Below are 13,327 nucleotides of genomic sequence, written 5' to 3' on the forward strand. Positions count from 1 at the left end.
TCCCTTGGTATCGATCGAACGCGCCGCGCTTTCGCCGTCGGAAAGAACTGGACGGGGTCCGATACGGGTTCACGCCACTTCGGCTTGACTGGATGACGACGTCCGCATAGTGGACATTAAGCTCATGTTTTAGCAGATTGAGGAGCCGGTCGCATGGTGTCAAGCGGTAAGGGTCCCTTACAAAGCGATGGGGAGTACATTGAGCGATTACCACCGAAGAACCGTCGAATGACGGCTGTCGCCGACAATCGTCTGCAGCAACGCCTAAGGTTTCACCGATGAGCAACGAGCCTGTTGTTATTATTGGTGGCGGTCCCGTCGGAATGGGACTCGGCATCGAGCTTGGTCAGAGAGGCATCAAATGCATCGTCGTCGAGCGCTACAAGCAGCCGCAACGCATTCCGAAGGGTCAAAATCTTACGCAGCGCACCATGGAGCATTTCCACTTCTGGGGTAGCGAGGATCAGCTCCGGGCTGCCCGAACAATTCCGCGTGAATACGGAATCGGCGGGCTGACTGCCTACAAAACACTTCTCGGCCAATATTCGTATGATTGGATGCAGCGAGAACTCGTCCGGCCGTTCTACTTCACTGATAATGAGAGGTTGCCACAATACGCTACGGAAGCCGTTCTGCGCCGGCGCGCCAGCGAGATACCCGCAATCCAGACCCTGTACGGTTGGACCGCCGAAAGCGTCGCCCAGGATAGCGGCGGCGTCGATGTCGTGGTCGCCGAGCGAGAAGGAGGCGAACGCCGGACACTAAGGGCTGACTACGTGGTTGGTTGCGACGGCAGCCGTTCGCTTGTCAGAGAACATGCGGGTATCAGTCAAACCCGCTCAGAGCATGACAGGCTCATGGTGCTTCTGGTCTTCAAGTCGCACGATCTGCACCGACTATTGGAGCGCTACCCCGGCAAGTCCTACTACAGCGTTCTCGATCCCGAGCTCAAGGGTTACTGGAAGTTCTTCGGACGTGTCGATCTGGGAACCACCTGGTTCTTCCACGCGCCCGTGCCGTCAGGCACGACGAAAGACAACTTCAATTTTCGCGAATACCTCCATTCCGCCGTCGGCGCCGAATTTGAGGTCGAGTTCGAGCACATCGGCTTTTGGGAGCTGCGGATTGCCATCGCAGATTCCTATCGGAAGGGGCGGATTTTCATCGCGGGCGATGCGGCTCACAGCCACCCGCCCTACGGCGGCTATGGGGTCAATACTGGCCTGGAAGACGCGAGGAACCTCGGCTGGAAGCTCGCTGCCGTGTTTGAGGGATGGGGCGGAGAAAAACTTCTTGATTCCTACGATGAAGAGAGAAGGCCGGTCTTCGAGTCGACGGCGCGGGATTTCATCGAGAAAGCTATTGAGACGGACAGGTCCTTCCTGGCGGAGTACAGTCCGGAGCTGAACAAGGACACATTTGAACGAATGTGGGACGCGCGCCGCTCGGGTGCCGCCTCCGAAGTCAACGCATTCGAGCCAAATTACGAGGGCTCGCCGATCGTATGGGGTCTCACTGACGCCGATTGCAGCGCGATCGGCGCACATACATTCAGGGCGCGGGCCGGGCATCATCTGGCTCCCGCATCATTGTCGAGCGGGCGCAATGTCTATGATGAACTGGGAAAGGGCTTCACGCTGTTGGCGTTAGATGTTGATGATGCTGCGGTGAAGGCGTTTGCAACGGCAGCGCAGGCGCTAAATGTGCCCCTCACGGTGATCGAGGACCGCCGTACCGGCGAACGTGCGCGTTACGAGGCGGCGCTAATGCTTGTACGGCCGGATCAGTTCGTCGCGTGGACGTCCAACAATGGCGAAGTCGATCAGGAAGCAATTCTAAAGCGAGTGACAGGCCTAGGATCAAGGACGGCCCCGCCTGTCGAGGCCTAGAGCCTTTCACCATAGAACCTCGAGGGGGGCTGAGCCTTCGCTTTCGACTGCTCGACAGCATGCGGCGCTATGCGGCCGGGCGACGCCTGGCCGCACTGAGCAGTGCGCTCTTCAGGGACATCTCCGAAGGGAAGACTGCGGCTGGATCTCTGACATTCTCACGACCGTCTAAGGTCACCCGGGGATCCCGGCGCGTCTCGGACTGCTGACCGGCGCGATCCTGCATCCAGCCGAGCTCTTCGCACCCGCTAAAGTGATTTTTTGATCTTCCCTAGGGTGCGAGAACCGAACTATATCGCACCCCCGGAGGACGCAAGATGTTTGGAAGCAGGCGGCGAGAAGCGATTCGGCGCAATCATGAAGCCGAGGAGGCTCAGGCGCGATTCGAGCGGAACAAGCGCGCCGGCAAGGCCATTTACGCCCGTATCGCTGATTTGAAGAAAGTACCGCGAGAAAATCTGCCGGATGCGGTGTTCCTGCTTTTCATGGAGGCAAAGCAGCAGAGCGAGCTGATTCGGCGATCGATAAGCGAGCGTACCCACTATGACTTCAATTTCGGCGGCACGACCGAGGGCGATCTCGCGACTTACCTTGCCCAGGACGCGGCGCACGCGCTCCGGGATCACGTCACAAATACGCAGACATTCTTCGAAGCGATGTCTGAGCAATTGCCTGATGTACATTTCACGATCCAGCAGCAGGACGCCGTTTCGATGGTTGCCGCGATGATACGTGTGGAGCGTCTGGACGGAATTCTGGAAGGGTTGCGACTTGCCGGGTTATTGAACGAAGTGCCTAACCGCCGTCGCGCCGGATCTGAGACCGAAGGGCCGGACTAGGTCTCATTCGAAGCAGCCATTAGCATCAACACGGCTCCCTTCAAGCAGCGGGCCTTGCACACGAGTGCGGCCGCGAATGCTGGCAGGAGTCGGCCTGTCATCCTGGCATTGGCCCCGTTGCTCAGACGTGTCCTGACAGCGACGGTAGATGGGCACTCTATTGAGGTTCGATTCCGGCCGCCTTGATAATTCGCCCCCATTTGTCGACTTCCGCCCTGAGGAAGGACTCGAGCGCTTCTGGGGTCGCGCGCTCTTCTTCGACCGGAGCCATGCTGAGTTCGGCGAAGCGACTGACGAGCGCTGGTTCCTTGAGCGCGGTCTGCAGTGCAGCGACCAACATGGTGACCACGGCTTTCGGTGTGCCACGTGGCGCATAAAGACCATACCACGTGGTGACATCGAATGCGGGCAGGCCGGCTTCGGCGGCGGTTGGCACGTTCGGCAGCGTTGCAACACGCTTTTTGCTGGTGATTGCGTATCCCTTGATCGTACCGGACTGGATATGGGGCGTCGGTCCGGTAGCTGGATCGCAATAGACATCGATATGACCGGCGATGATGTCATTCAGCGCAGGGCCGCCGCCCTTGTAATAGACCGACGTAAGCTTGGTGTCGGTCGTGCTCATGAACATCAATCCGCAAAGCTGCGAAGCGGAGCCTAATCCGACATTCCCAAATGTCGTCTTGTCACCATTGCTGCGGATTCGGGCGACCAGTTCGTTCAGGTCCTTTGCCGGAAAGTTCGGCCGCGCCACGAGGATCATCGGCACATCGGTGACGAGGCCGATCATCGAGAAATCGCCGACCGGATCGAACGGTAATTTGGCGTAAAGGGCCGGAGCAGTCGCCTGGCCGACATGCATCAAGAGCAGCGTATAGCCATCGGGCGGCGCCTTCGCGACACGATTGGTGCCGAGCGTGCCTCCGGCGCCGACCACGTTTTCGATCACAAACGACTGCTTGAGCGTAGCGCTCATCGCAGTTCCGAGAATTCGAGCGATAACGTCACCGGGGCCACCGGCAGAGAAGGGCACGACCATCGTGATCGGGCGAGAGGGGTAGTCCTGCGCGGACGCCATGGCGTTCGGGGCAGACAACAGGAGAAACAGCGCCAGCGATCGCACTAGAAACATCATTGCATCCTCACATCCGCTTATCCTATTCGTCGGGAAGCGAGTTCTCCTTGCCCGACATCCGCTGGATCATGTCGAGGGCGGCCATCGCTGCGGCCTTGACATGATCGACGCAGCAGCGTTCGGCGAGCTCCTCGTCCCCGCTCTGGATTGCGCGCCAGATCGCGGTCACCTCACGCAGGCTCTTATTGATCCGCTTCGGCTGCGACATCGAGGTGATCCGCAATAGGGTGATCCTGTCATGCAGCGGCTTGAGCATCCGTTCGACGAAACTGTTGCGGCAGCCGCCGATCAGTGCTGCGTAAAAATCGGTTTTGGCCTCGAGGCAGCCAACAAGGTCCTGCTTGGAAGCGGCTGCCTTCAGCCGCGTCAACGCATTGCCGATTCGGTGCACCACATCCGGATCGTGGAGGCGGGCGCATTCCCGGCCCGCATATCCTTCCAGTACCGCCCGTGCCGCGTAGAGCTGCTTGGCTTCCTCGAGGCTGATCGTGCTGACGACGGGGCCGCGGTGCGGGACCGTGTTGACGAGCCCGTCGGCCTCCAAAAGCCGCAACGCCTCGCGAATCGAGGGACGGCTGACGCCCATCATTTCGCAAAGCTCGCGCTCGACCAGCCGCTGACCGGGTTTCAGCGTGCCGGACATGATGGCCTCGCGCAGCTTCTGTGCGACCATCGCCCGGATGGTCGGGACATCTTCGATACGAAGCGTAGACTGCAGTTGAGCGCGTCGATCCATTTGGGAGGTGCCTTCGTTCTATCCCGGTCTCACCAGCGATTTACCGGCAGAATCAGCATTTCCGCAATTTGTAGATGGGACGGCTTGGCCTGAAAAACAGGTTTGCTCATGTGATCGACCAGCCTCCGTCGATGGGCAGGTTGGCCCCGGTGATGTCTTGCGCGGCGGCGCTGCAGAGGAAAGCCACCAGGGCGCCGACAGCCTCCATTCCGATGAACCGGCGCGACGGCTGGCGCTCGGCCAGATAGCTTTCGGTGGCGCTTTCCAGGCTCTCGCCGGCCTTTGTAGCGATGGACGCGATCTTGCCCTGGATGGCGGGTGTCGGCAGCGTGCCCGGCGCCACCGCGTTGCAGGTGATCCCCGTGCGCGCGGTCTCCAGCGCGACGGCGCGGGTAATGCCAAGGATCGCCGTTTTGGTGGTGACATAGTCGATGCGATCCTCGACGGCTCGGGTCGAATAGATCGAAGCCATGTTGATGATGCGGCCCCAGCCGCGGTGCTTCATGGCGGGCAGCGCAAGGCGGATCAGGTGAAAGGGCGCGGACAGGTTCACTGCCAGCGCGCGGTCCCATTCCTCCGGCGGAAAATGCTCCACGGCGGCGAAATGCCGGACCACGGCATTGTTGACGAGGATATCGATGGCGCCGCAGCGGCCGAGCAGGTCCGCCATCATGGCCTCGATGACGGGCCGCTGCGACAAGTCCGCTTCGGCGGCAATGACGGTGACACCAAAGCGCGCGACGAGGCGATCGGCGGCCTCGTTGGGCGCGACAAGATCATGCAGGACAATATTGGCCCCGGCGCCGGCCAGGTTCTCCGCCACGGCCAAACCGAGGCCGGCGGCTGCTCCGGTAACGAGGGCCCATTTGTCCTTCAACATCGCGCTGCGATTCCGGTTACTTCTTGTCAAGCTCGGCGAAGACTTCCTTGGCGTTGCGGAACGCGTCCACGCCGGCGGGCACGCCGCAATAGATCGCCACCTGCATGAAGACCTCGCGGATTTCCTCGCGGGTAGCACCATTAGCAAGCGCGCCGCGGACATGCGTCTTGAGTTCGTGCGGGCGATTGAGTGCACAGAGCATTGCGAGATTGAGAAAGCTGCGGGTCTTTCGCGTCAGGCCGTCGCGGCTCCAGACGTAACCCCAGCAATATTCTGTCGTCAGATCCTGCATCGGCCGGTTGAAGTCATCCGCCGATGCCAATGCCTGGTCGACGAACTCGCTGCCGAGCACGCTCTTGCGGATTTCGAGACCGCGGTCATAAGTCGCCTTGTCCATGTTGTTCTCCGTTTCTTGCGGCGATGTCAGCTCTTCGGCCAGAATGGTTGCGCCAGCGCCAGTTGCGGCGGGAACACCGTGACCGGCACGCCCGATTGCCACTGCACGATGGTCATGCCGGCACCGACGCGGCGTCCCTTCTCGTCAAACTTGATCTCGCCGAGCGGGTAGTACTTGGAGGGCCCGGCATCCATGCTGCGCAACGCCTCGGCAACCGCAACGCGGTCGGCCTTGCCGGCCTTCTCGAGCGCTTCCTTGATCACCCACATGTCGCCATAGGTGGAGATCGCATTCTGTGTCATCCACGGCTCCTTGTAGCGTGCCTTGAGTTCCGTGATGAGAACCTCATGTCCTTTCGCGCCCCAGCTTGCGACGCAGGTCAACACGCCCTGCAGCAGCTCAGGGCTGACGGTCTGCAACATGTCTGGCTCGGCGATTGCGATTCCGAAGGAGATGGTGGGGATCTTCCCTTGGCCGAGGCCGAACTCGTTCATCTTCTCGAGCAGCAGTTTCGCATCGGAGATCACGGTCGGCAGGAAGAACAGCAGGTCGGGCTTGGCCGAGCGGATCTTCTGCACTAGCGACGTGGCGTCGGCGAGCGGAGGTGTAAAGGTCTCGTCGACGATCAGTTGGAGCTGGTTCTCTGCCAGAAGGCCCTCGCGCATCGATTTGGCCGAGGCAACCGAAGCAGCGGTATTGTCGGTCAGGATCGCGACCGTTTTCGGTCGCTTGCCGGAAGCGCTCTCGGCAAGCTTGACAATCTGCGGCAGAGCCTGCCGTGCCTGGGAGCCCGCGGTCGCCGAGGTCTGGAATACGTATTTGAAACCGCGGTCGGTAATGAGATCGGAATAGGAGAGGGTGAGGATGGGCAGATTGGCGCGTTCGGTAACTTCGGTAACCGCGAGCGTGAAGGAAGAGAGATAGGCTCCGCTCGCCGCCACCAGATCTGCCTCCTGCGCGACCATGCGCTGCGCGGCATTCTTGGCCTTCTCGGTGCTGTCGCCGGAGTCGAGCACCACCAGCTTCATCTTGGCGCCGCCGAGTGCTTTGATGCCGCCCTGGGCGTTGATGTGATCGATCGCCATTTCGGCACCGTGCCGCATCACGGTTCCGGGGCGCGCATACATGCCTGATATCGGCACTAACAGGCCGACCTTGACCTCAGAAGGCTGCTGCGCCCAGGCGCGGGATGCAATCAGTGCGCTGGATGCGCCTGCGAGCAATGTTCGCCTGGTCACCTTGGTCGAGATATCCCCAGTCATGACGATCCTCCCTCGATTGTGATGAAATGTTCTCGTCAGGATTTCTTGGGCCAGAACGGTGCGGCCTGTGCGAGTTCGGGCGGATAAACGGTGACCGGCACGCCGTTTTGCCATTGCACGATGACGACGCCGGCGCCGACGCGGCGACCTTTCTCGTCGAACTTGAGCTGGCCGCCTGGGTAATATTTCGACAGTCCGGCATCCATGGTGCGGAATGCCTGCGCGACGGCAAGGCGGTCCGCCTTGCCGGCCTTCTCCAGCGCCTCCTTCATCAGCCACATGTCGCCATAGGTCGACACGACATTCTGTGTCGCCCAGGGCTCCTTGTACTTCGCCTTCAGCTCCGCGATCAGCTCTTCCTGGCCTTTCGAGCCCCAGTTGGCGACGATCGTCATGATGCCCTGCACGGCCTCGGTGCTGACGCTTTGCAGCATGTCGGGCTCGGCGATCGTGATGCTGAAGGAGACGGTCGGGATTTTGCCCTGGCCGAGGCCGAACTCGTTGATCTTCTCCAGCCCGAGCTTGGCGTCGGATACGGCGTTCGGCATGAACAGCAGCAGATCGGGCCGCGCGGAGCGGACTTTCTGGATCAGCGGGGTGGCATCCGATAGCGGCGGCGTCCAGATTTCTTCGACGACGAGCTGCAGCCCTTCCTGCGCGAACAGCTTTTCCTTCAGCGCCTTCGCTGTCGCGATCGAAGTCGCCGTGTTATCCATCAGCATCGCCACGGTCTTCGGCCGCTTGCCGGATGCGGATTCGGCAAGCTTCATCAGCGTCGGCAAGCCGAGCTCGGACTGCCGGCTAGCAGGAGCCGCGGTCTGGAAAATGCACTTGAAGCCACGCTCGGTCAGGAGGTCCGAATAGGAAAGCGTCAGCACCGGCAATTCGGCGCGCTCGGTGACTTCGGTCACCGCAAGCGTGAAGGAGGAGAGATAGGCACCGGTTGCGGCAACGAGGTCGGTCTCTTGCGCCACCATTCGCTGTGCCGCGTTCTTCGCCTTTTCGGTGGTGTCGCCGCAATCGATCACCACGAGCTTCATCCTGGCGCCGCCGAGCGCCTTGATGCCGCCCTGCTTGTTGATGTGATCGATGCCCATCTCGGCGCCCATCTTCATCACCTGGCCGGGACGGGTGTAAATGCCGGACAGCGGCACGATCAGTCCGACTTTGACCTCGGCCGGCTGCTGCGCATGGGCCAGTCCTGAGAAGCCGACAGCGGCGGCACCCGAAAGCACGGTGCGGCGCGTCAATCCTTGGGTGTTTTTGGTCATCCTGCTTCTCCCTGTTTCTTGTTTTTGGAACTTGTCACATGCCGAGATAGGCCTTGCGGACTCGATCGTCGGCGCGCAGCGTTTCATTGTTGCCCTCGAGCACAACCCGCCCGGCTTCGAGGACGTAGCCGTGATCGGCGGATTCCAGCGCTTCCGCGACGCGTTGCTCGACCAGCAACATGGTCAATCCAGATTGCTTGCGGATATCGATCAGCCGCTCAAAGATGAAGTCCGCGGTCGACGGCGCGAGCCCCATCGATGGCTCGTCCAGCATCAGTAGCTTGGGCGAGGAGGCGAGGCCGCGGCCGATCGCCAGCATCTGCTGTTGACCGCCAGACAGCGTGCCGGCGAACTGGCCGCGCCGCTCGGCAAGCACCGGCAGCCATTCGAAGATGCGCTCGATATTCTGTTTCCAGTCGCGCCGGCCGCTTTCGGTCATCGCGCCCATTTCCAGGTTTTCCATCACCGTAAGCGACGGAAAAACCTGGCGGCCTTCGGGCACATGGGCGATGCCGAGGTGGGCGCGCTGCGCCGGCGGCACCGTCAGCAGGTCGGCCTCGCCGAACACGATCTGGCCGCCGCTCGGCTGCAGGATGCCGGAAATGGTCTTGAACAGCGTCGTCTTGCCGGCGCCGTTCGGCCCGACGATCGCGACGAACTGGCCTGCCTCGACATTGATCGAGATGCCGTTCAGAACGGGCTTGGCCGAGTAGCCCGCGCTCAATCCGTCAATGCGGAGCATGGGCCACCCACTTCTTGCCGAGATAGGCCTCGATTACGCGGTTATCGCGCGTGACCACCTCCGGCTCTCCTTCTGTGATGACGGCGCCATGGTCGAGAACAACAAAACTGTCGACGAGACGGACCATCGCCTGCATCGTATGCTCGATGATTGCGATCGTGATACCGTCGCGGGCGAGCTGCTGAATGACAGCGACGACTTCGTCCGCCTCACCATGGCCAAGGCCGGCGAGCGTCTCATCGAGCAGCAAAATTCGCGGCTGGCCGGCAAGGGCGCGCGCGAGCTCCATTAGACGCAATTCCTTGGTCGACAGTTCGCCGGCGACGCGATCGGCCACGTCAGACAGGCCGACGCGTGCGACGGCGTCGGCAGCGAGCTTCCGCGCTTCGTCCTCGGTCTTCGCGCGCACATAGGCGCCGACCACGACATTGTCGAGAATTGACATACGTAGGAACGGGCGCATGACCTGGAAAGTACGACCGATCCCGGCCTCGCAGATCGTATGCGGCCGCTCGCCGGACATGTTGCGGCCGTCGATCAGTACTTCGCCCTGGTCAGGCCGCAGGAAACCGTTCAGGAGATTGAACAGTGTCGTCTTGCCGGCGCCGTTTGGACCGATGATGCCGAGAATCTCGTTCTTGTGCAGCTTGAAGCTGACATTCTGAACAGCCTTCAGGCCGCCGAACGAGCGTGACAGATTGCGTACCTCGAGCACGACTTCGGACGTGGCGCGCTTCCGAGCGACGGGTAAGGGAGTTACAATAGCAGTGCCCGGCTGCTCAGTATGCGGCGCAGCAGTTACTTCTGTGGTCGTCGCTCTTGCAAACCGCTTGCGCAGGAGATCGCGCAGCTTCCAGAACAGCCCCTCCGGGGCAACCAGGATTACGCAGATGATCGCGAAGCCGAAGATCACGCCCTGGATGCCAGGAAAGCGTGCACCGGCCTCCGCGTGCAGGGTTTCGGCGAGCGGGATCAGGATGACCGAACCGATCACCGGCCCCCATACCGTGCCGACGCCGCCGAACATGGCGACGGTGAGCGCCTGTGCCGACACCAGCATGCCGAACACGGATTGTGGGGTCACGACCAGAAGGACCTGCGCGTAGAAGGCGCCAATCGCGGCAGCGATAGCGCCGCTCAGCGTGATCGCCCGCAGCTTCCAGGCGAGCGTATTGATGCCAGCGGCCTCGGCGGCCGCCTCGTTCTGCTTGATGGCGAGCAGCGCCATGCCGAAGCGGGATTGCTCGATGATCCGCGTCAGGACGATCGTGGCCAGCATGATGGTCAGCGCCAACAGCGTGTAGATCCGGGGATCGCCGAACTGCATATAGGCGATTGGCGCATCGCGTTTCATCGGAAGCGTGACTTCCTGGAAACCGAGCCACTCGAAGACGTAGAGGATGGCGAGCGGATAGGCGAGCATCGCCAACGCGAAGTAGTGGCCCTGCAGCCGAAAAGTCGGAAAGCCGATCAGAAGCCCGGCAATGCCGCCGAGCATCGCTGCGACCGGAATCAAGAGCCAGGGGGACAGATCGAAATAGATCTGGCCGAGGGCGGTCGTGTAGGCGCCGATTCCGAAGAAGGCCGCGTGGCCGAATGAGATCAGGCCGGTGTAGCCGCTGAGCAAATTCCAGGACAGGCCGAACACGGCCCATACCGGCACCAGCGTCAATACCAACTGGTAATAGGAATTGGTGACGCTGAGCGAGACCAGCGCATAGGCCATGGTGAAGAGAACTGCAGGCAGCAGCGAGCGGAACTTGTGCATGTCACGTCCTCTCGACCATGCGCCCGAAGAATCCCTGCGGGCGGAAGAAGATGATCAGGAGAAAGACGACAAAGATCGCCGCGTTCTGAAGCTGCGTGGGGAGGATCAGCGTCGACATCTGCTGGACCAAGCCGATCGTCATGCCGCCCCAGAAAGCGCCGATGATGCTGCCCATGCCGCCAAGCACGACGCCGGCATACATCACGATCACATACTCAAGGCCGACGAAGGGATGGAACGGGTAGTTGGTGGCAAGCAGGCCGCCTGCGATCGCGGTGATGCCGCAGCCGAGCGCAAAGGCGACACGGTGCGCGCGGTCGACGTCGATCCCCATATAGGTCGCGGCGGTCGGATTGTCGGCGGCGGCGCGGAGCGACTTGCCGATCCGCGAATGCGTGATCAGAAGGCTGAGTAATGTCATGATCACGAGCGAGACGATGGCGTCGACGCCGCGCGCCTTGTTGATGAACACGCTGACGTCGGAGAATAGAGCGAGCTCCCAGGCCGAACTCGAGAGCGGCGTGCGGATCGAGGCCAGCACGGATCCGAAGATGATGAGGCCGCCGTTCTGCAGGATCAGCGCGATGCCGAGCGTGAGAATGAGCTGGGCATAATGGCCCTCGCCCTCGAGCGAGGCGGTGCGCGTGCCCGATACGTGGGAGATCAGGGTGAGGTGGACGAAGTAGCCGAAGAGCGCGAGGGCCGGGCCGGCGAGCAGGATTGCGACAAATGGTCCAACGGCGTTGCCGAAGAACGCCTGAACACCGGCGGCGGTGAACAGATAGAAGGCGACATACATGCCGAGCATCATGAAGTCGCCATGGGCGAAGTTGATCACGCGCATGACGCCGAAGATCAGACCAAGGCCTACGCACATCAGGCCATAGACCGCCCCGATCAACAGGCCGGCGGTGAGTGCTTGCAGAAAGCCCTCCATCAGCAGCCGCTCCCGGTTCTTGCCACGCTGGTTTCCTGGTTCACGATTCCCCCGACATTCGCTTAAGGCGCTGTTCGCAAAATCAGCTCCGGCGGCTCCAGTCGGCATGCCGCGGCGATGACGCCGGCATCGCCAAGCCACTCGCAACCATCAATGGCCTCTTCCAGCCGACGTGCGCGATTCTCGCCGATCACGTGCGCCGCCGCGGCGCGAAAGCGGGTGCGGATTTCCGCCGGGCTCGCGGCGACGACGTCGGCAAGGCTGTGCCGGATCGTCTTGCCATCACGCAGGTGGACGGTGACATCAGCGCCTTGTTTGGCAGGGAAGGCGGCCGTGAAGGCGGCGTCACTCTCAAGATCGGTTGCGGCGATGAGGCGGAGAATTTCCGGATCCTCGAGGGATGCGTAATTCTCTTCGTCAATCTCGCCCCGGGCAATTGTGGCCGCCACACTGAACGGAATGCTCATCTTTGCCTGCAACGCATTCCGGTAGGGCCCTTTGGCATCGCAGCCGGGATAGCGAATCGCCGCATCAGGCGCGCGAATGATGATGCGCTCGACCGATCGGCTTTCAGCAAGCTCATGCGTGACACGGAGCGCGGCTTGCGATGCGGTCTGCGCGAAATTGCAGGCCGGCGCCGGCTTGTTGTAGACGGCCATGATCTCGGCCTCGCCGCCCGCGAACAGTTGAATATCGTCAGGCGCGCGTTGCCGCCGGTAGGCGGCAAACAGGCCGGCTTCGCCTTCCAGGATGGTCTCCGAGGCAGTAGCGCCGCCGGCCGCAAGGGCGATGGCTTTCAACGCATTGGCGGCTGCGAAGCCGGGATGAAAGTACATTTCCGAGCCGCCGCCATGCGGCCACTCGTTGAGACCGCTGGAGGTGTTGGCGGCGATCGCGATTGCGCTGGTCGCGCCTTGTTCGGAAAGTCCAATCGCGAAGCTTCCAGCGAGCGCCGCACCGAGCGGCGCCACCAGTCCGGTTGGCCGGTGCAGGCGGGCGAGGTCGGAGTTGAACAAGGCGCGGCCAATGCGCGCGCCGGCCTCGTAGCCGATGATCGCAGCGGCAAGCAGGGTGGTGCCGCGCAAGGGAGCCTGTTCGGAGAGCGCGAGCAGGGTCGGCCAGATCACGACACCATGGTGCGAGATGCTGGCCGCATGCATGTCCTCGCGCACCAGGCCGTGCCCCATCACCGCGTTGGCAAAGGCCGTATCCGCGGGGGAAGCAAGCAGTGAGGTTCCGATCATGGTTGCGCCACTGCTGACAGGACAGGCCGCAGCAATGGCCTGTCGGCTCCAGGGACGATCTCCGGCCTCAAATGCGCAGGAGAGGAAATCGATCAGGCAGAGTTTGGCCTTCGCGACCACATCCGGACTGAAATCCGCGAACTCGACGGCAAGCGCCGAATGCGCCATTCGCCGTGCCAACGGTTCATTGCCGGATCCCGTCACGCCGATCACCATCGCACCCGCTG

General features: G+C 61.8%; 12 protein-coding genes. 2 read left to right on the plus strand and 10 right to left on the minus strand.

Going from position 1 to position 13,327, the window contains the following annotated elements; all coding sequences use genetic code 11:
- Positions 1-278: 278 nt before the first annotated feature.
- Together HCN50_RS06505 and HCN50_RS06510 are read left to right on the plus strand one after the other, a co-directional pair.
- Entirely contained in the window at positions 279-1,889 is a 1,611-nt protein-coding gene (locus HCN50_RS06505; RefSeq protein WP_171708803.1) for an FAD-dependent monooxygenase, read from the plus strand.
- A 317-nt stretch (positions 1,890-2,206) separates the two neighbouring features.
- Positions 2,207-2,728: a hypothetical protein gene (locus tag HCN50_RS06510; protein ID WP_171708804.1), complete on the plus strand. Its 522-nt coding sequence runs from the start codon at positions 2,207-2,209 to the stop codon at positions 2,726-2,728.
- 157 nt (positions 2,729-2,885) lie between these two features.
- Here HCN50_RS06510 and HCN50_RS06515 read toward each other — a convergent pair whose 3' ends face one another.
- The 10 genes from HCN50_RS06515 to HCN50_RS06560 all read right to left on the minus strand — a co-directional run bounded on the left by HCN50_RS06515 (position 2,886) and on the right by HCN50_RS06560 (position 13,316).
- Complete coding sequence (locus HCN50_RS06515) at positions 2,886-3,863, minus strand: tripartite tricarboxylate transporter substrate-binding protein (protein WP_171708805.1); 978 nt, start codon at positions 3,861-3,863, stop codon at positions 2,886-2,888.
- Between the two features lie 22 nt (positions 3,864-3,885).
- Positions 3,886-4,599, minus strand: coding sequence for a GntR family transcriptional regulator (locus tag HCN50_RS06520; RefSeq protein WP_171708806.1), 714 nt, complete (start codon positions 4,597-4,599; stop codon positions 3,886-3,888).
- A 106-nt stretch (positions 4,600-4,705) separates the two neighbouring features.
- Positions 4,706-5,479 (minus strand): SDR family oxidoreductase, encoded by a 774-nt coding sequence (locus HCN50_RS06525; protein WP_171708807.1) that lies wholly within the window; start codon positions 5,477-5,479, stop codon positions 4,706-4,708.
- 16 nt (positions 5,480-5,495) lie between these two features.
- Positions 5,496-5,876 carry a carboxymuconolactone decarboxylase family protein gene (locus HCN50_RS06530; protein ID WP_171708808.1) on the minus strand — a complete coding sequence of 127 codons (381 nt, stop codon included), beginning with the start codon at positions 5,874-5,876 and terminating at the stop codon, positions 5,496-5,498.
- A 26-nt stretch (positions 5,877-5,902) separates the two neighbouring features.
- Positions 5,903-7,138, minus strand: coding sequence for an ABC transporter substrate-binding protein (locus HCN50_RS06535; RefSeq protein WP_171708809.1), 1,236 nt, complete (start codon positions 7,136-7,138; stop codon positions 5,903-5,905).
- 35 nt (positions 7,139-7,173) lie between these two features.
- On the minus strand, positions 7,174-8,409 hold the full coding sequence (locus HCN50_RS06540; protein ID WP_171708810.1) for an ABC transporter substrate-binding protein: 1,236 nt from the start codon (positions 8,407-8,409) through the stop codon (positions 7,174-7,176).
- 34 nt (positions 8,410-8,443) lie between these two features.
- Positions 8,444-9,151 (minus strand): ABC transporter ATP-binding protein, encoded by a 708-nt coding sequence (locus HCN50_RS06545; protein ID WP_171708811.1) that lies wholly within the window; start codon positions 9,149-9,151, stop codon positions 8,444-8,446.
- Positions 9,138-10,919, minus strand: coding sequence for a branched-chain amino acid ABC transporter ATP-binding protein/permease (locus HCN50_RS06550; protein WP_171708812.1), 1,782 nt, complete (start codon positions 10,917-10,919; stop codon positions 9,138-9,140). Before HCN50_RS06550 ends, HCN50_RS06545 begins: the two co-directional genes overlap by 14 nt.
- Position 10,920: 1 nt before the next feature.
- Positions 10,921-11,856 carry a branched-chain amino acid ABC transporter permease gene (locus HCN50_RS06555; RefSeq protein ID WP_171708813.1) on the minus strand — a complete coding sequence of 312 codons (936 nt, stop codon included), beginning with the start codon at positions 11,854-11,856 and terminating at the stop codon, positions 10,921-10,923.
- A 62-nt stretch (positions 11,857-11,918) separates the two neighbouring features.
- A complete protein-coding gene (locus tag HCN50_RS06560; RefSeq protein ID WP_171708814.1) occupies positions 11,919-13,316 on the minus strand; it encodes an MmgE/PrpD family protein in 1,398 nt (465 codons plus the stop codon).
- Positions 13,317-13,327 lie beyond the last annotated feature (11 nt).

It is taken from the genome of Bradyrhizobium archetypum (genome assembly GCF_013114835.1).
GTDB lineage: Bacteria > Pseudomonadota > Alphaproteobacteria > Rhizobiales > Xanthobacteraceae > Bradyrhizobium > Bradyrhizobium archetypum.